We start from the raw sequence: 23,426 nt of genomic DNA, 5'->3' as shown, positions 1-23,426 counted from the left end.
CCCAAAGTGCTTTCGTCTCTTGGGGAAATGTAACCATGAACGAGACATTAAAGCTGGCCGCTGCATCCCCCACCAAATGCGTAATGAAGTTGTCAGAAGCGCAGCGACGAATTTATGCATATCGCCGCTTGCAAAGCTTCACTACAACGACATTCTTGGCCGCGATACAGTCTTGGCGGCGGAACGTCAACTGAGTCGGGTGAGGTTGTCACTTTTTCGACGCCGGCTCGTCAACGCTTGAATGTTGTGACGCTAGAACATTTACTCTTACGACAGAAGCGAAGTGGGGTCCGATCGGGCCTCGCTTGACGAACACAGCATGGTTCGAACCTGTCCATTGTCGGCTGCCGCCGGCAATGGACCAGTTAAACAGGTGAACGCCACCGCCAATGGGCAAGTAGTGGATTAGTTGCCGCACACAGGTGTGGCGGGTTCAGGTGACGATTAATTATCACCAAAGGACGATACCTCCATGTCCCAGGTCCCACCGAGATTCCTGCCGGCCAGCCGGGCTCTGGCCCTTGAGCCGCGACTGCTGTACGACGCCGCGGCCGGCGTCGCCGTCGAACACCAGCAGCAGGCCCAGCAACCGCAGCCCGATGGCGCGCCGCCGCCCACCCAGGCACCCGATGCCCATGACGCTCATCCCGCCGGTAAGCAACTGCTGGTAATCGATGCCCGCGTCAACGGGGCCAGCGAACTCGCGCAAAGTGCGTCGCCCGGTACCGAAGTGCTGGTGGTGGAGGCGGGACAGGATGGCGTGGCTGCGGTGCTGGCGGCGCTGGAACGCATCGGCCAGGTCAGTTCGATCCAGATTCTCGGGCACGGCACGCCCGGTGAAATCACCCTCGGCACCAGCGAGCTGACCGCCAGTTCCGGCGATACCGGCCGTGCGGCGGGCTGGGCCAGTCACCTTACCCAGGACGCCGACATCCTGTTGTATGGCTGCCGTACCGGCGCCGGCGCGGAAGGCGAGGCGCTGATCCAGCGGCTGGCCAGTGTCACCGGCGCGGACGTGGCCGCCTCCACCAACGATACGGGCGCCGCCAGTTCGGGCGGTGACTGGATACTGGAATCGAGCACTGGCCCGATCGAAAGCCGTCTCGACGTCAACGCCACGGAGCTTGACCACTACAGCGGCCTGCTGGCCAATGCCGCCCCGACCACCACGCTGGGCAGCACCGGCGAAACCATCCTGATCGGTGGCGATGCCTCGGTCAACGTCACGTTCACCAATCCGTCGTCGCAACCCGGGTACGCGCCGTATCTCGACGTCCTGATGCCCACCACCGGCTATGACGGCGACGATGGCGTGAGCTTTGTCTCGGCGACCTATCTCGGCACGCCGCTGGTGGCCCACGTGGTGACCTTTGGCGCCGATGGCACCGCGCTGCACCCGATCGCCAAGGACGCCAGCGGCAATCCGCTCGTCATCCGCGCCTCCGACTACGGCTACCGCGCGGGCGACCAACTCGTGGTGCTGGAGCTGCCCTATGCCAGCTTCAGCAATGGCCAGCCGTCGGCAACGGTGACCATCAACGTCCATATGAGCGACCTGGCCGATGCCAACAAGCCGCACGTCATCAGCGTGCGCGGCGGCTTCCAGTTCGGCAACGATGCCCTGGACAATCCCGCGCAGGATCCGTCTCTGGTGGAGACCGCGTTCGACACCTTCACGCTGCAGTCGACCCCGCTGGAACTGACGCAGACCACCGACATGGTGGAAGGCGAGACCGCCACCGGCGAGAACTTCGAGCATTCGCTGACCGTCACGGCCACGCCGGCCCCGGGCCAGACCCTGAACAACGTATCGATCTCGCAGAACCTGCCCGGCACGATCCTGGTCGACAGCATCACGCCGGCCGCGGGCGGCAATATCACGTCGCTGACGCTGGCCGACGGCACGGTCTACACGAACGCCGGCGATATTGCCACGGTGCTGGCTGGCGGCGCTTACGTGAAGTCGTACACCGTGGTCTACGCCGCGATCACCGGGCCCACCAATACCGTGGTGCGTTTTATCGTGCCCCAGACGGACAGCGACGGCAGCAACGTGCTCGACCCGGTCAGCGGCGACGATCGCGGCATCACCGTGGCCGCGCCGCAGGCCACCGCCGACTGGACCCCGCTGGACCCGCGCGATATCCCCCTGGCACCCGCGCCGCCGTTCGTCGAAGTGGCGGCCAATGGCGACCCGCTGAGCTTTACCGCCAAGTCGATCACGCTGCACAAGAGCGTGAGCATTGGCAGCGATACCGGCACGGCCGGGCTGTCGCCGGGCGACACGCTGGCCTTCCAGTACGACATTGCCGTCTCCGACTATTTCGCGTTCGGCCAGACCCTGCTGCGCACGGGCCAGCTCACCATCACCGACACGCTCGGCGACGGCATGACGTTTTCCGGCACGCCGGTCATGACGTTCCAGCAGAACGGCCAGACGTACACGGTGCCGCTGGTCTTTACCCTTGGCGCCAAGGGGCCGAACGGCACGGTCATCACGTTCGACCTGGCGCGGTCCATCCGCAACGCGGGCCTGCCGATCGGCATCCTGGCCGGCGACCTGTCGGGCAACAGCACGCGCGAGGGCGCCACCGTTGCCACGATCCGCTACCAGGCCACGGTGGACGAGGCGTACCAGGCCACGTATCCGCAGAGCGAGATCAACGAGGGCGACAGCCTGGGCAATACCGCCCAGATCGACGGCGTCGTGGCGCTGGACGCCTTCAACTCCGGCGGCGACCAGTCCGACGGCTCGCAGACCACCGTCACCGTGCCCACCAGCAGCATCAGCACCGACGTGTTCCTGGTCAACGGCGTGCCGCCCCAGGGCGACTTCGAACTGCACCCGGGCGATGTGGTCACGTTCCGCATGAGCTATGACCTGACCACCGGCGACTACGAGAACTTCAAGCTGACGGCCTATCTGCCCTTGCCGCTGTTCGATGCCAACGTGAGCTGGAGCAACGGCATCGGCGTCAACCAGTGGAGCGCCGGGCCGGGCGACACGCATCCGGGTTCGGTGATCAGCGTGACGCCGGGCCCCGGCAATTCCGTGATCTTCGATTTCGGCAGCTTCGTGCTGCGCGGCAACATCGTCGGCAACAACCGCATCGAGCTGCTGTTCACGATGCGCGTGGGCGACCAGCCTTTTGCCGACCAGCGCTCGATCACCGTACTGGGCCAGTCGCAGCAGACCACCACCATCGGGCAGCAGCCGCTGATCAGCACAGACCCGGCCCTGGTGCAGTCCGTGGCCGAGCCGACCCTGAACATCAAGCACGGTGTGGTAGCCAGCACGGGCGGCACCGTCAGCGGTACCACGGGCACGTGGTCGGCGGCGGGCACCGGCGGCGCGGCCTTCACGGGGGCGGTGACCGATCTCGCCGCCGTGGACGGCATGGTCACGAACATGGATGCCGGCGACATCATCCGACTGGCCACGGCGATCGAGAACACGGGCGGCGGCGGCGCGTTCGACGTCAGCACCACCATTGCGCTGCCGTCCGGACTGGCCTTCCTGAACGGCAGTCTCGGGGCGGCCAACCTGCGCATCAGCCGGGGCGACGGCACGCTGCTGGTGGCGGGCGTGGACTACACGGTCTCGGGCAACAGCATCACCTTCCTCGATGCCAACAACCAGGCATCGCTGATGGCGGGGCGTCCCGGCAGCGCTAACGACACCAGCGGCGCCAATGTCGTGGTCATCACCTACGACACGGTGGCGCAGCAGGGCGTACTGGCCGGGCAGAACTTGCAGAGCTCCGGGGTGCTCACGCACTACGCCAGCGTGAACGGCGGCACGGACTTCACGCCGACCGACCTGGTCGACACCGCCGCCGAGCTGGTGGCCGTGCCCGTGGTGACCAAGTTCTTCCAGGACGGCACCAGCGTGCCGGCCGACGGCGCGTCCAGCGCCAGCCAGACCCCCGGGGCCAACCTCGTCGTCGGCGAGACCATGGTCTACGACATCGTCGTGACGCTGCCCGAAGGTAGCACGCAGAGCCTGTCGCTGACCGATATCGTGCCAGCCGGCATGATGCTCGACACCAGTTTTGGCAACGGCGGCTACCAGCTCATCACCACGCAGGCCGGCAGCGGTGCGCTGACGGGGGATTTCAACGGCACGGTGACCGTGGCAAGCGTGGGCACGACCGACGGCAACCCGGTTGCCGATGGGTCCGATGCCCGCATCGTCTTCAGCGCCAGCAGCGCGCTGGGCGACAACGTGGTGACCAATAACAGTTTCGTGATCCGCGTGCGGCTGGTAGCCAGCAACGTCATCGGCAACCAGGCCGGCACGCAGCTGGCCAACAGCGCCAGCGTGGCCTACACCGATCCGGACGGCGACACGCCCAACGGCACGACCGGCGTGGACCGTACCGTCAACCTGACCGGCGCGCGTCCGACGGTGAGCGTGGTGGAGCCGACCCTGGTGCTTGGCCAGACCGTGGCGACCTCGGGTTCCATCGCCGGCGTGGATCGTGGCGACGTGATGACGTACACCATCACCATCAGCAACGGCACCGGTTCGGGCGATTTCAATGCCTATGACGTGCAGTTGCGCGACGTTCTGCCCGAGGAACTGGACGGCGTGACGATCATCGGCGTGACGCTGTCCGGTGGCGCGACCATCTCGGGTCCGGGAGACTTCGTGATCGTCAACGGCGTGCTCCAGACGGCGGCGGGCAGCAAGCTCGACATTCCGCGCGGCGCAAGCGTCGTGATCCAGGTCCGTGGCACGGTCAACGCGCTGGTGGGCACGTCGGGCTCGATCGACAACCCGGTCAACGTGAGCTGGACCAGCCTGAGCGGGGCCGTGGCCGGAGAGCGCACCGGCACCGATGGCCTGCTCAACACTGGCGTGCTGAACGACTATCAGGTACAGAACATCAACGAGACTCGCGTGGCGGCGGGCGGCGCGATCAGCCACGTGGGCGGTATGCTGGACACGCCGCTTGGCACGCCCACCACCTCCGACCCGGAAGACGTGGCCGTGGGCGAGATCGTCCACTACCGCGTGGCCATCCTGGTGCCGGAAGGCGCCACAGCGGACACGGCCGTCCAGATCGTGCTGCCGGAAGGCATGACGTTCGTCAACGATGGCTCGGCGCTGTTGAGCTTCATTTCCGATCCGACCGCTGGCGGCGCCCCAGGGCTGCAGACGCTGGATGGCAGCTTCATCATCGGCGGCACGCTATACCTGAACGGTGGCGTCAACAACGCGGGCGAGACTTTGCTGCAGGGCGACCTGAGTGGCCCGCTGCGCGCGCAGGGCGTGATCGATCCGTCGCGGATCGACACCAGCAATCCACGCGTCGTCACCGTGCGCCTCGGTTCGCTGGTCAACAGCAACCAGGACGCCGATTTCGAGGGCTTCTACTTTGAATTCAATGCGCGGGTGGACAACAGCGCGGGCGTGCAGGCCGGCACCCAGCTACCCGTGCACGCGGTCTTCCTCAGCGGCAGCACCGTGCGCACCACCACCGCCGACGTGATCGAGCGCGTGGTGGAGCCGCAGATCACCAACCTCGACAAGTCGGTCATCGCCTTCAACCCCGGCGTGGGCACGCCGTTCGGCACCGCCACCTACAGCCTGGGATTCAGCAACACCGGCACGTCCACAGCCTACGACGTGGTACTGAGCGACGTGCTGCCGGCGGGCGGGCAGGGGCTTGCGGTGCAGAGCGTGACCATCGACGGTGTGGCGTTCGCGCCCAATGCGCTGCCGGCCGGGTTCACGCTGACGGCGACCGGCAACCAGCTCACGCTGAACATCGCCGCGCTGCAGGCCGGCCATTCGGTGGGCCTGATCTATACCGCCAGCCTGCCCAACAACGTGCTGCTGGCCGACACCAGCGCGACGGTCACGTACACCAGCCTTCCCGACACCTTTACCAATTTCGCGGGCACCGCGGTCGGCACGGCGGGCAGCGTGACCGGCGAACGGACCGGCAGCCTGTCCGGACCCAACGACTACCAGGACGCCGACGGCGCTGGGGTGAGCTACCTGAGCGGCACGCTCTGGAACGATACCGATTCGGCCACGACCAGCAGCACGCCCGACGGCCCCGGCATCGCCGGGCAGACCGTCACGCTGACCTGGGCGGGCGCCGACAACGACCTGACCACCACCGCCGACAACCAGGTCTACACCACCACCACCGACGCCAACGGCTTCTACAGCTTCGGTGTGCTGGGCCGTGGCGTATTCCGCGTCGATGCACCGCCAACCATCGCGCTGGCGAACCCCACTGGCACGGTCAATGCCCGCATCGACAGCGATGGCGCCACGCAACTGGCGCGCATCCAGTTCACCGATGGCGACGGCGGCGTGGCCGTGGCGGGCAATGTGGGCTACGTGGAACGCAACGACCCGCCCGTCAACAGCCTGCCCGCATCGCCGTCCGTCAACGAGGACACCCCGCTGGCCATCGTCGGCCTGACCATCAGCGATCCCGACGCCGGCACCGGCCTGATCAACGTCACGCTGTCCGTGTCGCACGGCGTGCTGACGCTGAGCCCGGGCGCGGCGGCGATCGTGGCCGGCGCACTCGGCACCGGTTCGTTCACGCTGCAGGGCAGCCAGGCCGACATCAACGCGGCGCTGGCTACGCTCGTATACACGCCATCGGCCAACTTCAATGGCAACGAGACGCTGGTGATCCGCACCGATGACCGGGGCCAGCGCGGCGACGTGGACGGCGACGGCATTCCGTTCGAGCCGACCGACGACAACCTGAGCGACACCGATTCGCTGGCGATCACCGTCATCGCGGTCAACGATGCGCCGATTGCCGTGGCCGATGTCGATACGGCCGTGGAAGCGGGGGGCACCAACAACGGCACGGCTGGCGTCAACCCGACCGGCAATGTCATTGCGAACGACATCGACGTCGACATCGCCACCAACCAGGACGTGCTGACGATTGTCAACGTGAGCTTTGGCGCCACCACCGTCACGGTGGCGCCCGGCGTCACGCCAAGCCTGATCGCGGGCAATTTCGGCGTGCTGGAGATGACCGATACCGGCGGCTACCGGTACGTGGTCGACAACAACAACGCCGCCGTGCAGGCGCTGCGGCTGTCCACCGACAAGCTGACCGAAGTCTTCACCTATACCATCACGGACCTCGCCGGCGTCACCAGCACAGCCACGCTGACCATCACGATCCAAGGCGCCAACGACACGCCGACGGCCGTGAACGACACCGGCGACGCCACCGAGGCCGGTGGCGCTGCCAATGGCACCCCGGGCAGCGACGGGCTGGGCAATGTGCTCGGCAATGACACCGATGTCGACGCCGGCGACAGCAAGTCCGTGACGCGCTTTGCGTCGGGCGTGCTTGGCTCGCTCGGGCCGATCGTCGCCGTGCCAGCAGGCGGCACGGCCGATAGCGGCGGCGCGTCCACGTTGGGGCAGTTCGGCACGCTGCGCATCGGCGCCGACGGCAGCTTCCACTATGTGATCGAGAACAACAATGCGCAGGTGCAGGCGTTGAACGTCGGCGGTACGCTGACCGATACCTTCTCGTACGAGGTGACCGACGTGGGCGGCCTGCGCTCGGTGGCCGTGCTGACCATCACCATCCACGGCGCCAACGACAACCCGGTGGCGGTGGACAATGCCGCCAGCGCATCGGCCGCCCAGGTGGACGTGGGCACCGGCACGGTGATCGGCACACCCGTGAACCCGACCGGCAACGTGATCCTCGACGAGCGCGTGCCGGGCGCGAGCGGCGAGATCGACAGCGACGTCGACAATCCCGTCGCCTCGGACGTGGTCAGCCAGATCCGCCCGGATGCCACCGGCGCGACGGACACCGCCGTCACGGCCGGAGGCGTCACGATCAACGGCGCCTACGGGCAACTCGTCATCAATCCCGATGGCAGCTACCAATACCTCGTCGACAGCACCAATGCGGCGGTGGTGGTGCTTGGCCCCAACGACACGCTGCGGGATGCGTTTGTCTACACGCTGCTCGACCCGGGCGGCGGCACGTCGACGGCGCGCCTGATCGTGACCGTGCACGGCGTCAACGACAACCCCGTGGCCAATGACGTGTCCGCCACGGCGAGCGAAGCAGGCGGCGTGGCCAACGGCAGCGGCGGCGCGCCCGCCACCGGCGACGCCACGGCCAACGACATCGATCCCGACGGCGATACGATCACTGTCGTCAACATCGCGTTCGGCGGCACTTCGCTTGCCGTGCCGGTCGGCGGATCGGTGACCATCGCGGGCCTGTACGGCAGCCTGACCATCAACGATCACGGGGAGTTCACCTACAACGTGAACGACTCGCTGGCCGTGGTGCAGGCGCTGCGGCGGCCCACCGACACGCTGACCGAGGTTTTCACGTACACCGACAGCGACGGCGCGCTGACCAGCTCGGCGCTGATCCACATCCGCATTACCGGTACCAACGACAACCCGGTGGCCGTCAACGACGCCACCTTCGCGCTGGAAGCCGGCGGCGCGGGCAATGCGGGCCTCGATCCGGTCGGCGACGTGCTGGCCAACGACAGCGATGTCGATGCCAATGGCGAGACCAAGGTCGTCGCCGGCGCCCGCGCGGGCGTCGAATCGGCCGGGGCCGTTGCCGACAGCATGTCATCATCGATCCAGGTGGTGGGCCAGTACGGCACGCTGGTGCTCAATACCGACGGCACTTTCCGCTACGTGGTGGACAACGCCAATCCCTTGGTCGACGGGCTCAATATCGGCCAGTCGCTTTCGGAGACGTTTACCTACAAGGTGCGCGACGCGGCCGGCGCCACCGACCTGGCCGAACTGGTGGTCACGATCAACGGCGCCAATGACCCGCCCGTGGCGGCCCCGCAGCGCGCCGACGCGTTCGAAGCTGGCGGCCTCGCCAACGGCACGCCGGGCAGCAATCCGGCAGGCAACCTGCTGGTGGCCAGTACCGACGTGGACGACTTCACCCGCACCGTCACGGCGTTCCGCACCGGGGACCGAAGCGCGACTGGGTCGGTGACCTTCGGCACCATCGGCCAATTGCTGCGCGGCCACTACGGTTCGCTGCTGGTGAATACCGACGGCAGCTACCAGTACTTTGTCGACAACGACGACCCGACCGTGCAGCGGCTGCGCACGGCTGGTGACACGCTGACCGAATATTTCACGTTCTTCGTCACCGACAACGGCGGCCTGAGCGACTCGAACAACCTTGTCGTCGTCATCCACGGCGCCAACGACACCCCGATAGCGGTGGCGGACGGCAGCACCGCCATCGAACGCGGCGGCACCTTCAATGGCACGCCGGGGCAGGCCGCTATCGGCAACGTGCTCAACAACGACACCGACATCGATAGTGGCGACTCCAAGACGGCCACCGCCATCCAGACGTCGGGCGGCGCGACCGGCGTCATCGGCACGTCGCTCACTGGACTCTATGGCGGGCTGGTTCTCAACGCCGACGGCAGCTACGTCTACAGCGTCAACGACAGCCTTGCGGCGGTGCAGGCGCTAAAGGCGGGCGAGTCACTGACGGAGACCTTCACCTACACGATGCGCGACACCGGTGGCTTGACGAGCCAGGCCACGCTGACTATCACGATCCTCGGCCGCTACGACGCGCCGGTTGGCGTAGACGACACCACCGACGCCACGCCGGCTTCGTCTGTTACGCCGGCCATCGATGCCACCGGCAACGTACTGCCCAACGATACCGATGTCGATGCCGCCGACACCCGCGCGGTGAGCGGCATCCGTGCCGGCGCCGAAGCGGCTGGCGGGACGCTGACCGACGTAGGCACCGGCACCGTGCGCGTGAATGGCCTGTACGGCTTCCTCGAAATCGGTCCGGACGGCAGCTTCCGCTACCACGCTGACGAAACCAATCTCGTCGTCCGGGCACTGTCGCCCGGGCAGAGCCTGACCGAGCGCTTCACCTATCAGGTGGTAGACGGCGGCGGCCTGGTCGACCTGGCACAACTGACCGTGACCATCCACGGAGTCAACGACCTGCCGCATGCGCCCGATGTGCTGACGCTGGCCGTCGAAGCTGGCGGCGTGAACAACACCACGCCGGGCCGCGATCCGGTGGGCAACGCGCTGGTCAACGCCACCGATCCGGAGAACGGGCCACTGACCGTGGTGGGTATCCGCACCGGCTCGGAGACCGGCAGTGGCACGGCCGGCTTGATCGGCGTGCCGTTGCGCGGCCAGTACGGCACGCTGGTGCTGCGCGCCGACGGCAGCTTCACTTACATCGTCGACAACGACCTGCCGGCGGTACAGGCACTGCGCAACCCCTCGGACATCCTGCTCGACAACTTCACCTACACCATCAGCGACAACTTCGGTGGGCAGGACCAGGCCAATCTGCGCGTGCTGATCTTCGGCAAGGACGACACGCCGGTAGCGGTCAACGACCAGGGCGCGGCCATCGAGGCCGGCGGGCATCTGAATGCCGTCCCGGGGGCCGACGCGGTTGGCAATGTGCTTGCCAACGATACCGACGTCGATGACAACGACACCAAGACCGTGACCGTGATCACCGGCCCGACCGGCGACGGCGTGGTGGCCGGTGCCACGGTGGGCCGCTACGGCACGCTGACGGTGCAGACTGATGGCAGCTACCGCTACGTGGTGGACAACGACAACCCCACCGTACAGGCGTTGCGCACGGCGGGCGAGACGCTGACCGAGGTCTTCACATACACGGTGACCGATGCCGGCGGCCTGTCGGCCGTGGCCACGCTGACGATCACCATCGCCGGCCAGAACGATGCGCCGGTGGCGCGCGACGACGCCGGTGCCGTGGACAACACGCGCGCCGAAACGTCCACGTCCGGCAACGTGCTGCCTAACGACAGCGATGTGGATGGTGGCGATCATCTCGAAGTGATCGGCGTGCGTCCGGGCACCGAGGCGCAGGGTGGGACAGCAGTCCCGCCGGGCACGCGCATCGCCGGTGCCTACGGCTTCCTGACCCTCAATGCGGACGGCAGCTACACGTACGAGATCGACCTGACCAATCCGGCCGTGCTGCAGGCGGCGGGCCGTGGCCCCATCCTGCAGGACACGTTCACTTACACCATTGAGGACCTGGCAGGCGCGACCGACCAGGCGCAACTGGTCATCACGCTCAATATCGACGCCCCGTACGTGCCGCCGCCGACCTTCAACTATTTCTCCGATCTGGATGAGCCGGGGAGACGCGGGGGCACGAACCTGGGCGTGGACCCCGTGGTCTTCGTGACGCCGGAAGTGCGCGACGCGGCCCGCGCGGGAGAAATGGGCAACTTCTACATTCGCGGGGAGCGTCCGGACCTGTTCCTGCCGCCGGAGATCCGCGCCACATCCATCGCCGCCGGGCTGGGGCAGGACCCGGACAACGCGTTGATGCTGCAGTCCACCTTGCGGCAGCTCCAGGCGATTGCCAGTCTGGAGGCCGCCCGCATGGCCGGACGACACGGCGTGGTTTCGCTATCGGCCGACGGCTGGTTGCCCGACCCGTCGGTGTTTGCGCTGAAAGGCATTGAGGCGCGCCCGGAGAAGCCCGCCGAGAAATCCGAGCCGCAGCGCGGCAAGCCCGGCCAGCGCGCCAAGCCCAGCGCCACCGGGCCGCGTGCCGCGGCGTCGTTCAGCGAACAGGTCCGCCAGCTTGCCGCCCGCGCTGTGACGCCGGCAGACGGTTCCAGACAGGAGCAACCATGAAGCGACGCTTTCACCGGCCGATCCTGCTGGCCGTCGCCTCCACGCTGATGGGGACAGCGTGCACCACGGTCACCACGCCGCAGCCTTACACACCGGACCAGGTCCGGCAGCGTGCGGCGGACGACCGGCGCGACATCTACAACGAGCAGGAGCCCGTGACACACCCGATCACGTTCTACGAGGCCGCGGCGCGGGCGCTTAAATACAACCTGGACTACCGGCTGAAGCTGATGGAAAGCTCGCTGTCGCGCAGCCTGGTGGACGTGACGCAGCACGAGATGCTGCCCAAGCTGGTGGCGGGGGCCGGCTACACGTGGCGCAACAATGATTCCGGCGGCACGTCCGTCGGCATCGAGGACGGACAGGTCAGCTTGCGTCCGTCGACGTCGGAACAGCGCTACCACCGGCTGGCCGATCTCAACCTGACATGGAGCACGCTCGACTTCCTGGTGGCCTACGAGCGCACGCAGCAGAAGACCGACCAGGTGCTGATGGCCGAGGAACGGCGCCGCAAGGTCGTCCAGAACGTGCTGCAGGACGTGCGCAATGCCTATTGGCGCGCGCTGGGCGCGCAGCGGCTGATCGGCAACGTCGACGGCTTGCTGGTGAAGGTCAACGACGGCCTGAAGAACGCGCAGGAAGCCGAGGAAAAGGGCTACCTGCCGCGTGCCCAGGCCCTGGCATACCAGCGCGCGCTGCTCGATGCGGTGAGCCTGCTGTCCACGCGCCGGCAAGACCTGGAACTGGCCCGCGCCGAACTGGCGGCGCTGATGTCGATGCCGCCGGGCGAGAAGTACGAACTGGCCGACGGCCCCGAACTGGCCATGCCGTTTGACCGCTTCGACATCGGTGCGCTGGAACAGGCCGCGCTGGAGAACCGCCCCGAGGTCATGGAGGAGTGGTATCGCAAGCGCGTCAGCGAGAACGACATCAAGATCGCCAAGGCCGAACTGTGGCCGAACCTGACGCTGGACCTGGGCGGGCACTACGACTCCAACGACCTGCTGTTCAACAACACGTGGGCGGCGGTGGGCGTGCGTGTGTCGTACAACCTGTTCAACCTGCTGAAGAAGCCCGCGCTGGATGCTGCCCAGGATGCCCAGAACAAGGTGTCGGACATGCGCCGGCTGTCGTTGTCGATGGCGGTGCTGACGCAGGTGCGCGTGGCCGTGCAGCGCTACCACCTGGCGCGCGAACAGCTCGACTTCGCCGATCGCAGTATGAAGGTGGACGGCCGCATGCGCGACTTTGCCGAAGCCAGCGCGCGGGTGTCGGCGGACTCGAAGCTGGAGTTCATCCGCGCCGACGCACGCTGGTTGCTGGCGCAGTACCAGCGCTATGCCGCGTACTCGGAGGCGCAGGCCGCGTGGGGGCGCCTCTATAACTCGATCGGGCTCGATGTGATGCCCGACCAGATCGGCAGTCACGACGTGGCCACGCTGGCGGCCGGCATCGAACGGACACTGCAGGGCTGGGAGCAGCAGACCTTCCAGGCGCCGCAATCGCAGCAGACGCCGCCATCACCGCAATCGCCGCAGGGGCCGCAGCCAGCGCCGACAACGGGCGGGCCGCAAGTCTCGCAAGGTGCGACCGTTTCCGCGACGGTTGCGCAGGTTCTCCAGATGTCGTTGCCATTGCCATCCACACCGCCTCGGCCGCCGATGACTCCAACTACCGTTCAACCCGTCCAGCCATCCCAGCCAACATCGACCAATCCATGATCGCGTCTCTGGCATCTTTTCACACCCGGATGGCGCTGCGCCTGGCCACGGCCACGATGGCGGCGATGGCCATCCCGGCGGCGGCTGCCGCACCGGGCACCGACCCCGGCGCCATCCGCGTACTGCTCAGCGCCGACCCCGAGAGTACCGTCGCCGCCACCATGAGCGGCACCATCGTCAAGCTGCTGGCCGCGCTGGGGCAGACGGTCGGCAAGGGCAAGGTACTGGTGCAGATGGATTGCGCCGAATCCCGCGCCCGGCAAGGCATGGCCGAGGCCGAACTGGCGGGCGCCGTTGAAACGCTGCAGGCCAAGTCCGCACTGCGCAAGCTGGACGCCGTGGGGGATACCGAACTGAACCTGGCCAAGTCCGCCGCCGACCGTGCAGCGTCCGCCGTGACGCTGGCCAAGACACAGGTAAGCCACTGCTCGGTGGAAGCCCCATTTTCGGGCCGCGTGGCCAAGGTCTATGTGCGGCCGCATGAGAGCGTAAACGCCGGGGCGCCGCTGGTGGACCTGGTCAGCGACGGCCCGATCAAGCTGCGGCTGAACATCCCGTCGACCATGCTGCGCACCGTGAAGATCGGCACGTTGTTCACCGTCAGCATCACCGAGACCGGCAAGAGCTATGGGGCGCGGGTGTCGGCCATGAACTCGCGGGTGGATGCGGTGGCGCAGTCCATCGAGATCGAAGGGCGCCTGCAGGCACCGGCCACCGACCTGTTGCCGGGCATGAGCGGCGTGGCGCAGTTCCCGCCGGCCACGGCAGTCACGCAGGCGAGGTGACGCCATGCAGGCACAGCCCCAGGGTGACGTCGTCCTGCTGCTGCAGCTCGCCGAGCTGGAAAGCCTGTCGCGGCAGGCCGATACGGTGCAGCAGCTCAGCTTCCATATCGCCAACGATGCCTATCCGTTGCTGCGCTACCGGCAGGCGCTGGTGTTCGAATCGCATGCGGGCGGCCTGCGCCTGCTGAACATCTCGGGGATGGTGTCGCTGGACGAGCAGTCGCCCTATGTGGTGTGGCTGGGCCATGCGCGCACGTGGTTGCGCCAGCGGCTGACCAGCGGCGAGCCCCAATGGCTGACGCCGGCCGACGCCGCCCAGGCCAGCGAGATCGTGCGTGGCGGCTGGGAGGAGTGGTGGTCGGGCGGCATCTGGGCGCTGCCACTGAAGACGCGTGGCGGCCAGGTGCTGGGCTGGGCGATCTTCCTGCTCGATGCGGTGCCGTCGGCGGGGCACAGTATCGTGATGACGCGCCTGTCGCAGGCGTGGGGCTATCACTGGGAGATGCTGGCCCGGCGCCAGCCAAAGCTGTCGCGCTGGTGGGGCACGCGCACGCGCCGCATCGCCATTGCCGTGGCGTTGCTGGTGCCGTTAATTCCCGTGCGGCAGAGCGCGCTGGCGCCCGCCGAGATCACGTCGCTCGATCTGCAGATGGTGAGCGCGCCCATCGAAGGCGTCATCAAGGTCATTCACGTCAAGCCGAACCAGACCGTCAAGGCAGGCCAGCCGCTGTTCTCGCTGGACGACACCACGCTTGCCCACCGGCTCGACGTTGCCGCACAGGCCGTTGCGGTGGCCGACGCCGAGCTGCTGGCCGCGCGGCAGAGTTCGTTCCGCAACGACGACAGCAAGGCGCAACTCACCACGCTGCAGAGCAGGGCCGAGGAGCGCCGCGCGGAACTGGAGTCGATCCGTTCGCAGCTTCAACGCCAGACCGTCTTTGCCCCGCGCGATGGCGTGGCCGTGTTCGCCGATATCAATGACTGGCTCGGCAAGCCCGTGGTGACTGGCGAGCGCATCATGCAACTTGCCAATCCTGACCAGCCCGCGATGCTGATCCAGCTTCCGGTGGCCGACGCCATGACGCTGGCGGTGGGCGCCCCGGTAAGCCTGTTCCTGACGGTGCGACCGTTAAAGCCGCTGACGGGCACGCTGATCGAAACCAGTTACCAGGCGGTGCCGACACCCGAGGGCGTGCCGAGTTACCGCCTGCGTGCCAGCATCGACCCCGCCGAAAACGCTGAAAACGCCGAACCCGGCGTGGCCCGTATCGGCCTGAAGGGCACCGCGCGCATCAAGGGTGGATGGTCGGTGCTTGGCTATGAAATCCTGCGCCGCCCGCTGGCCAGCCTGCGGGCGCTGACGGGCCTGTGAGCTGATCATGGCCAGCGTCTTGCCCAATCCTTTGAACAATCCCGGCCAGCCCAGCCCCGAAGACCTGCCGCTGCCCCCGGTGCGAGATGACCTGCGCATCTTCCCCGGTGCCGCGCATACCGACGGTAGCCCGGCGTGGATCATCGAAGACCCGGTGCGCAACCGGCATTTCCGCATCGGCTGGCTCGAATTCGAGTGCCTGCAGCGTTGGCACCTGGTGCCGGCCGTCGCCGCGCGGCAGATCCGCGAGAGCACACCTTTGCACGCGCTGAGCGGCCAGATCCTCGCCTTTGCCGCCTTCCTGCAAGCCAACCTGTTGTTGCGTCCGGCACCGGGCCGCAGCCAGGACATGGCGGCCTCGCACGCGCCGCGCGCGTGGCTGACGTGGCGATGGTGGCTGCACCACTATCTGTTCTTCCGCATACCGCTGCTGCGCCCGACGTACCGCATGCGATGGGTGTACGCGCATCTGCAATGGATTTTCCGGCCGTCCACAGCGTGGGCGGTGATTGCGCTGACGCTGGTCGGCATTGCCTTGACGCTGCGGCAGTGGGACACATTCCGCCACACGCTGTTCGAATCGATCTCGCTGGAGGGCGCGGTGGGCTTTGCCTGCGCGCTGGTGGTGGCCAAGACGCTGCACGAACTCGGCCACGCATTGGTGGCCACGCATTTTGGGGTGAGGGTGGGGCACATGGGCGTGGCGTTCCTGGTGATGTGGCCCATGCTCTATACCGACACCAGCGAATCATGGCGACTGACTCAGGCGCGCCAACGCCTGGCTATCGCCAGTGCTGGCATCGTGACCGAATTGATCATCGCGGGGCTCGCCACGTTGGCCTGGGCCTTGCTGACGCCGGGCCCGATGCGCCAGGCGTGCTTCTATCTGGCCACGACGAGCTGGGTGCTGTCGCTGGCGCTTAACGCCAGCCCGTTCATGCGCTTCGACGGGTACTTCATCCTGTCGGACCTGCTCGACCTGCCCAACCTGCACGAACGCGCTGGCGCACTGGCCCGCACCGCAATGCGGCGCCTGCTGTGGGGGTGGAACGACCCATGGCCCGAACCGTTGCCAGCCCCGTTGCGGCACAAGCTGATTGCTTTTGCCTGGGTGACGTGGTGCTACCGGCTGGTGGTGTTTCTCGGCATTGCGCTGGTGGTCTATCACCTGTTCTTCAAGGCGCTCGGTGTGTTCCTGTTCGCCGTCGAGATTGTGTTCTTCATCGCCATGCCGATCTGGAGGGAACTGAAAGTGTGGATCCGACGCCGTGCCGAGACGCCCAGGCCGCGTCGCGGCCTGTTGCTGGCCGCCTTGCTGGCGGTGCTGGTCGTGTTGGCCGTGCCCTGGCCAACGGGCGTGCGTGCGCCGGCCCTGGCCCACAGCGCCCGCCAGTGGACCGCGTACTCACCAGTGCCGGCCGAGATGGTCACGCGCACCCCGGCGGGCACGGTCAAGGCGGGGGCGCCGCTGATCCAGCTTCGTCAACCCGAACTTGCCAGCGAGAGCGTCGCCGCCCGCGCCAGCGTGGCGGGCAATAACGCGCGGCTCACCGGGCTGCTGGACTTGCGCCGAGGCATCGAGCAGCAGGCGGCCACGCTGGAAGCCTTGCAACAAAGCCTGGCGCGCGTGCGTGCCGTCCAGGCGGAAGAACACCGCCTGCTGCTGGTGGCACCCTTCGACGGGGCCTGGGTCGATGTGCCGGACGACGTGCGTGAGGGCACGTGGGTGGGGCCGAAGCAGGTGCTCGGCCGGCTGATCGACCCGTCGCACTGGCAAGTCGATGCCTACGTAGGCGAGGCCGACATCCAGTACCTGCGCCTTGGCGCACGCGCGTGCTTCTACGCCGAGACGCATCCGGATCGCTACTGCGGGGTGATTCGGGCGATTTCCCCATCGCGCAGTGCGCACATCCCGTCTCCCCAGCTCACCACGCCACACGGCGGACCGATCGCGGCCGTGGAAAAGCAAGGCGTGCTGTTGCCGGAGGCGGCGCTCTACCTGGTGCAGATCGAACTGTCCGACCCATTGCCGTCGCTGACGGAACTGCGTGGGCGCGTCTACCTTGCCGGCGAGTCACGCAGCCGCCTGGACGACTGGCTGCGCAACGTGCTGAGTGTCGGCATTCGCGAGGCAGGGTTTTAGCCAAGCAGGTGGCTCCGATCTACGGAATAGTGCGTGTCGATGCGGATGGCAGCCATCGCCCCGGCGTCTTGATAATCACTTGAAATGTCCTCTGCCACTTTCCCGAGCATGAGGTAAAAGAAGCAAACGTTGCCGGGCTGCAACATGAGGACGCTTTGTCCGCATCAAGCATCAAGAGCCATATTGCGCTCCTCATGAACCTGTCGCGCGCTGCCAGGGCGCGGCGTCCAGCAGCATCTCCTGATACAAATGGAGCGGAAACCGCAGCGTGCCCCGGAAGTTGATATGTCCGAAATGCGCGGGCCCCATTCTCCGTAACCATTCATCATCAATCTTCTGCCCCTTCTGGCGCCAGGTATCCACTGTCACCTGCATGCGCTGCGTGTTCCATGCAATCACCAGATTGGTGAGCAGGGTCAGTGAGCCCGAGATCGCGATCATCTCGTCACGCCGACGGCCCCGCTCCGGCGCAACCTTGCCAGTGTAGACCGCACGCTGGAGTTGATGGACTGACTCGCCGCGATTGAGCAGCGTATGCAGCTCCCGCCGGAATTCTGGATTGCCAAAATAGTCGCATAGGAACAGTGTCCGCAGCAGCTTGCCGAGCTGATCAGCGGCACGATATACGGCATCGCCTTGGGCAGCACTGCCGAAGCGCTGGAGGGCGACCACAGCGCTGACGCGTCCGGACTTGATAGATGCCACTAGCCGCAGCAGGCCATCCCAGCCATCACGAATAGCCTTGAGAGAGATTTCATTGGCGACGGCCGGAGTGAGCTTGTCAGGGACGACCAATCGCCGCGGCAAGTAGAGCTTGCGCTCGGCCAGATTGCGCAGACGCGGGCACAGATCGAATCCAAGCAGCTTCGCAACCGCCATGCCGACGCTCGTATATCCATGCGTGTCGACGGAAAGTCGAAGCAAGCCACCGTCGTCGCGCGTGTCATTGTGGCGCACGACGCCTTCGATCGCGACGCCAGCTTGTCGCTCGTTGAGCACGATCGGCTGGTTGTACACGATTCCGTGCTGGTCCAGCACGTGCGTATAGATTCCGACGGCGTGGGTGCGTCTGCGGGGATCGGCGCGGGCATAGAACAGGTGGGGTGAGGTGTCGAGGCTCATGGAATCGCTCGAGGCTCGTTGCCCGTCTCCCCATAGTTCGGTGATCGCGTGAGTCCGCTGGAACTCAATTACCCGATCATTGGCACGTGCCAGTCGGCCTGGCATCTCCAGCGCGCGCATCTGTGTCGAAATGTGCGCCGAGTCCAGCTGGGGAATCATCGCTGCGACAGCCTTGGCATCGATCTCGGTGCCGTGTGCGATCAGCGCGCCGTACAACGCCACGAGTTCGTTCTCGTCACGCGCTCTTCGGGCCAGGAGGACTGCGCTGAAGCCGGTGCGGGCGTCCATCTCCATGATCAGATCCGCAAATTGGGCTGTACCGATGGCCTTGAAGAGCATGTCGCGTGTCTTGCGAGGCAGGCCATCCGTGGGCAGCGCCTCCAATGCCGACAGGTGCAGCGTACCGCCTGAGCCGATCGTGACCCGGCCGGCCTCGCGCGCCTCATCCAAGGCCGCAAGATTCACCTTGAGGTGCTCCGTCAGGCGGTCGATAAACGCATTGGCCGTCGATGGCAAGGCCAGCGACGACAGATGTCGGTCTCGTTCGTTTTCCCATTGCGTCGATGGAATCAGCAGTTGATCCCGTTCCCGGAAAGATAGACTGTGATGAATCCACACGGAGCCACGTCGCATGCCTTTGCGCAGGCCAGTGATTGCCGAGGCCTCCAACGCATGCAGTGCACGTTTGCGATCGTCATTCTCGATAAGGTCATGCCAACTGGCGCTGGCTGGCACCTCACTGCCACGGGGTAGCTCACTCGCACCGCTATCGTGCAATTTGCTGATGAGTGCCAATTGGCGGAGGCTGGGTTCCGCTTCCCGGCCGGAAAAATCCAGGTCCCGCAGCGATATGAGTAGAGCTCGGATCCGCTGATTGTCCTCAGTCAGTGTCTCGCGCACACTGGCTGCATGGCTCATGGCGGGCTTGCTAGGTAAATCCCCCAGCAGCTTGCCGATCTCCGCGAGCCGCTCCTCGGCCGAGCGTTCGGCGTCGCCGACGAGCATCTTGATCGCTAGCAGGCGCTGGCGGTAATCCGCGGCAGAGCGGGCCTGCTTGGTCGTGGTCTTTTCGTAGGCCTGTCGAACCAGATCGGAGACCCGTCGCCCTGTCTGGTAAAGCAGGGAGTCCGTCAATTCCAGCAAGGTCACTCGAAGGAAGAAAACCAGTTCCAGCGTGCGCGTCGACGCCTTCAGTTCTCTGATCTTAACGGGGCGGCGCGCCTCGATGCGCTTGCCCCAGGCCCGCTGCTTTTCCATAGGCACCGCATCTAGTTGCCAGGTATGCGCACCGAGTTCCTTCAGAAATCGAATTTTCTCGAGCGTTTCAGCGATGGTTGTCGGGCTGTGGCGTGCCGGCGGGGTCTTCAGCCACTCAAGAACGGTCACACCCGAAGTACCGTGTCGGGTCGACAGAACCGCGTCCGCACGCGCAAGTTGAGATTCCGGGATGGCAGCCTCGATCATGGCTACCGCAGCTCGCTCGATTTCCGCCCAGATCGAGCGGCCGAGATCGCGCAGGGCTCGCTCGGCCGGGATCAGGATCCGCCGCTCGTATAGCCAGGAGCGCGCGTGCTGTAGCAGGTCCTCGGGTGTCAGAGATTCCTTCGCATCCTGGCGCATCCACGCCCCAAGCCCTGCCCAATGGTCTGGCCCAATCCGTGTCAGCCCGAGATAGTCGCAGGCCCAGACTTGGTGGTCATAGAGCGTCTTGTAGCGGTGATACATGGTCCGAAGCGACGCGATGGTTGGCGTCGGCAGGCCAAGGCGCTCACCGATGTAACGCAGCAACTGGCGCGGCAAGGTGCCGACATGGTCCAGCGTATGGCCGCTCGCCCGAAGAAAGACCAGCTGGATTGCCGCGCCGGCGCGCCGGTCTCGTCGAAACCGCTCATTCAGCTCCGCCATGTCGCGGTCGGTGAGCGCAAAGTATCGCTCCACGTCGAACTGCGACATCTTGGCGGGCAAGCGGTCGATTCCCACATAGCGAAATTCCATGCCTGGCATTTCCCTACCTCCTTGCGGCGGCGCGGTGCGCGGGCAGCTATGGTACCGCGGGATCTCTCAGAGTCTTCCGACGATCGCCGGAGTCGACCGGCAAGCCTTGCCAGTAAAGGCTTTCAGGGAAAGCGCCAGATTTAGCACGAAAAGTACGATTACCCCAATTCGAGCCGGTTCCCCAACTGCAAGCCGTTCACCACGTGGCCCAATGGAAGTGATCGGTGCGTCGGGCGGCGCAGGGTACCCAAGGCTGCAGAAGCCCGCAGTGTTTGGATTTAGGATCTCCAGGATAGCTCCGTGCGGTTCTCGCTTGGTGTAAGCAACATCAAACTCTTGCAGCAATTTCGACGAATCCCTTGGGGGGGCCGCAAACACGAGGCCGGAGTCTTCTGCAAGAGCGGATGTGTTGAGGCAAAAGGCAATGAGTAGTGCAACGGCTATCTTCATTTGCTCTCGCCTTCGTTAAGAGAAACCACTTCAATTTTCTTTGCGCGCGGCGGTGCGGGAGCGGGTTCGGCAACCATCGCATCCGACGGGTATAACCTCAGAAATGTTCGCGCGACCTCCGGTTCGCGGCACGCTAGCCAATCGTCCCACTCGTCACGCGGCAGCAAGACAACACCGCGCTTCTCATCCCCAGGTTTATGGAAGCGCCGCATCAGAGGGTGCGCGTCTGCGTTGAGCGTCGGCATAGTGAAGGAAATGGCGCCGTCGGGCCACGGACGCCACAAGCCGGCGATCGCAAACGGTTCGTCGTCAGGAAGGCCAATCTTCCACCGTACGGCTTTGCCCGTCTCCCAGCAGGGCTCGTAGAATGCGAGGGCCGGTATCAAGCATAGCTGGCCAGCCTTCCAGTGCTTTGCAAACGAGCTGAGCTTTCCAATCGTTTCGGATCGAGCATTGGCTGTCGGGTAGTAGCGCACGCCAGGCGGGATCTTTCCCTTAGGCACCATACTGAAAGATCCGAGTACGGCTTCACGATCGCCACTCTCGGTCGCTCGGATGATTGGGGCAGGGTAGTCCGGCCACGCTTCCGATCGCCATTCTCCGGCGGGCGGTTCGACGCCAAACACGTCGCGTAGCATTTGCTGTTGCACCGGCGCATAGTTCACGCACATCGTTGCCCTCCATTCATACGTCAGGTTTCCCCCGGCCGCGCACCACATCGGCTGGAATTGGCATTTCCATTTCTTCGCGCGTGATCGGCCGCATCAGCCAAGCTTGCCGGTATTCCTTCAGTTCGAAGGTGGCGCGCTCGAAACCCGTGACGATCAAATCGTCGGCGGTCATTCTGACAATCTTCGCGTCGTAAAGCACTCCAAGTTCCGCGACGTCCTGGTGCTGGCTGTAGAGCATGATGGCATGGGGTATGACGCGATGCGCTCCCTTATCCATGCGGTCCTCTATGACCACTTGGCCGCGCCATAGGCGCTGCCCGCCCCACCATCCGCGGTGTAGCCGGCGACCTTCCAGACAGAGTTTCATGACTTCAAACAACATACTGTATAAATATACAGTGCGCCGCAAGTGAGAAGCAATGCCGCGAACCTTGGATGCTCGCTCGGCCATGCTGTATCCCTCCTGTGTTGGGATGACAACGAAGTACATTTGCCGTCACACTACCGGTATCGTGATTGACCCCACGGTGACATCCCGGCCTGCGTACCCATCCGCGGGCTTTTTTTTGCCTACGTGGGTTACACGGCGGGAAACTTCGCGTGCTGTGATTCGCCTTGGGCTGCAACGAGGGAAGGGCACCTATGGCTCCCGCTTGAACGCCCCATGATCATGCACGCCAGGGCGCTTGATCTTGAGCCAATCGCTCGACAAGCCGCCGGCATAGCGGCTGCCCGCGCGCTTGGCCACAATGCCTTCCAGCTTGAGTGCCAGTACCTGCTGCCACAACCATTCCCCGTCGTCAGTCGAGGAAACGAACATCACGCCCCGCTCGATGTTCTCCAGCAATGCCGCGAGCTGGGCTTGTCGCTCTTCGATTGGCTCGTTGCGGATGTCATCACCGTGGTTCACTAGAAGGTCAAACGCGCAGTACACAACAGGAACTGCTCCCGCATACCAGCTGCGGTGCGATGCGCGGGCGTGAAGGCGCTCGAAATCCGCGCGCCCGATTTCATCGAGAACGACCACCTCGCCATCGAGCACACAATCGGCAGGCAAGGGCGCTAACGAGGCCACTAACTCCGGAAACCAAGCTGTGGCATTACCGCCGCCACGCAGCCGAAGTTGTGTCACTCCAGTGCTGGCCAGCAGCCGATAGCCATCGAACTTCAACGAATAGTGCCAGCTACCCGAGCGGGGCAACGTCGCGCTTCGACGGGCCAACATCGGTTCAATCGCAGGGAGAGCTGCATTGCGGCGAGATTGGGGCATGACAAGTTTCGATGGCGCAATGCCTCCAGTATTGCGCTGCGCGCGGCTGCATGCTCGGGGCAGCCTAGTCAATTGGGCAGATATCAGCACGTTGCAGGAGATCGCACTGGCACGGTCCTCGATGCAGCATATGTGACCGGGGCCGCTAACGTATCCTCCAACCGGAATCAGTTGCTGCTCCGCGCTGTAATCCGCCACTTTTTCTAGGGCCAGCCAC

At 65.5% G+C, this 23,426-nt stretch carries 10 protein-coding genes; 5 read left to right on the top strand and 5 right to left on the bottom strand.

Features of this window, described 5'->3' with window-relative positions; all coding sequences use genetic code 11:
- Window positions 1-472 precede the first annotated feature (472 nt).
- Genes A9J21_RS01985 through A9J21_RS01965 form a run of 5 tightly spaced genes read left to right on the top strand, consistent with a single transcriptional unit; the run spans window position 473 to window position 17,701 of the window.
- Window positions 473-11,680, top strand: a complete 11,208-nt coding sequence (locus A9J21_RS01985) for a VCBS domain-containing protein (protein ID WP_082926184.1) — start codon at window positions 473-475, stop codon at window positions 11,678-11,680.
- On the top strand, window positions 11,677-13,401 hold the full coding sequence (locus tag A9J21_RS01980; RefSeq protein ID WP_082926183.1) for a TolC family protein: 1,725 nt from the start codon (window positions 11,677-11,679) through the stop codon (window positions 13,399-13,401). Before A9J21_RS01985 ends, A9J21_RS01980 begins: the two co-directional genes overlap by 4 nt.
- Entirely contained in the window at window positions 13,398-14,186 is a 789-nt protein-coding gene (locus A9J21_RS01975; RefSeq protein ID WP_066731347.1) for an efflux RND transporter periplasmic adaptor subunit, read from the top strand. Before A9J21_RS01980 ends, A9J21_RS01975 begins: the two co-directional genes overlap by 4 nt.
- Window positions 14,187-14,190: 4 nt before the next feature.
- The gene (locus tag A9J21_RS01970; protein WP_066731345.1) at window positions 14,191-15,558 is read left to right on the top strand and encodes an efflux RND transporter periplasmic adaptor subunit; all 1,368 of its coding nucleotides are present in this window, start codon (window positions 14,191-14,193) and stop codon (window positions 15,556-15,558) included.
- 7 nt (window positions 15,559-15,565) lie between these two features.
- Entirely contained in the window at window positions 15,566-17,701 is a 2,136-nt protein-coding gene (locus A9J21_RS01965) for a site-2 protease family protein (RefSeq protein WP_066731343.1), read from the top strand.
- A 192-nt stretch (window positions 17,702-17,893) separates the two neighbouring features.
- Here A9J21_RS01965 and A9J21_RS01960 read toward each other — a convergent pair whose 3' ends face one another.
- From A9J21_RS01960 to A9J21_RS01945, 5 genes are all read right to left on the bottom strand, one after another.
- Window positions 17,894-20,827 (bottom strand): Tn3 family transposase, encoded by a 2,934-nt coding sequence (locus tag A9J21_RS01960; protein ID WP_066731341.1) that lies wholly within the window; start codon window positions 20,825-20,827, stop codon window positions 17,894-17,896.
- A gap of 57 nt (window positions 20,828-20,884) precedes the next feature.
- Entirely contained in the window at window positions 20,885-21,268 is a 384-nt protein-coding gene (locus A9J21_RS31340; protein ID WP_156545613.1) for a hypothetical protein, read from the bottom strand.
- The gene (locus A9J21_RS01955) at window positions 21,265-21,939 is read right to left on the bottom strand and encodes an SOS response-associated peptidase (protein ID WP_066731339.1); all 675 of its coding nucleotides are present in this window, start codon (window positions 21,937-21,939) and stop codon (window positions 21,265-21,267) included. The genes A9J21_RS31340 and A9J21_RS01955 overlap by 4 nt, the downstream gene beginning before the upstream one ends.
- Window positions 21,940-21,952: 13 nt before the next feature.
- Complete coding sequence (locus tag A9J21_RS01950; RefSeq protein WP_156545611.1) at window positions 21,953-22,390, bottom strand: hypothetical protein; 438 nt, start codon at window positions 22,388-22,390, stop codon at window positions 21,953-21,955.
- A 189-nt stretch (window positions 22,391-22,579) separates the two neighbouring features.
- Window positions 22,580-23,209 (bottom strand): hypothetical protein, encoded by a 630-nt coding sequence (locus A9J21_RS01945; protein ID WP_066731336.1) that lies wholly within the window; start codon window positions 23,207-23,209, stop codon window positions 22,580-22,582.
- Between the last annotated feature and the right edge of the window lie 217 nt (window positions 23,210-23,426).

The sequence above is a fragment of the Cupriavidus sp. D384 genome, from assembly GCF_001652915.1.
Taxonomy (GTDB): domain Bacteria; phylum Pseudomonadota; class Gammaproteobacteria; order Burkholderiales; family Burkholderiaceae; genus Cupriavidus.
This window is presented reverse-complemented; position numbering and strand designations above follow the sequence as displayed.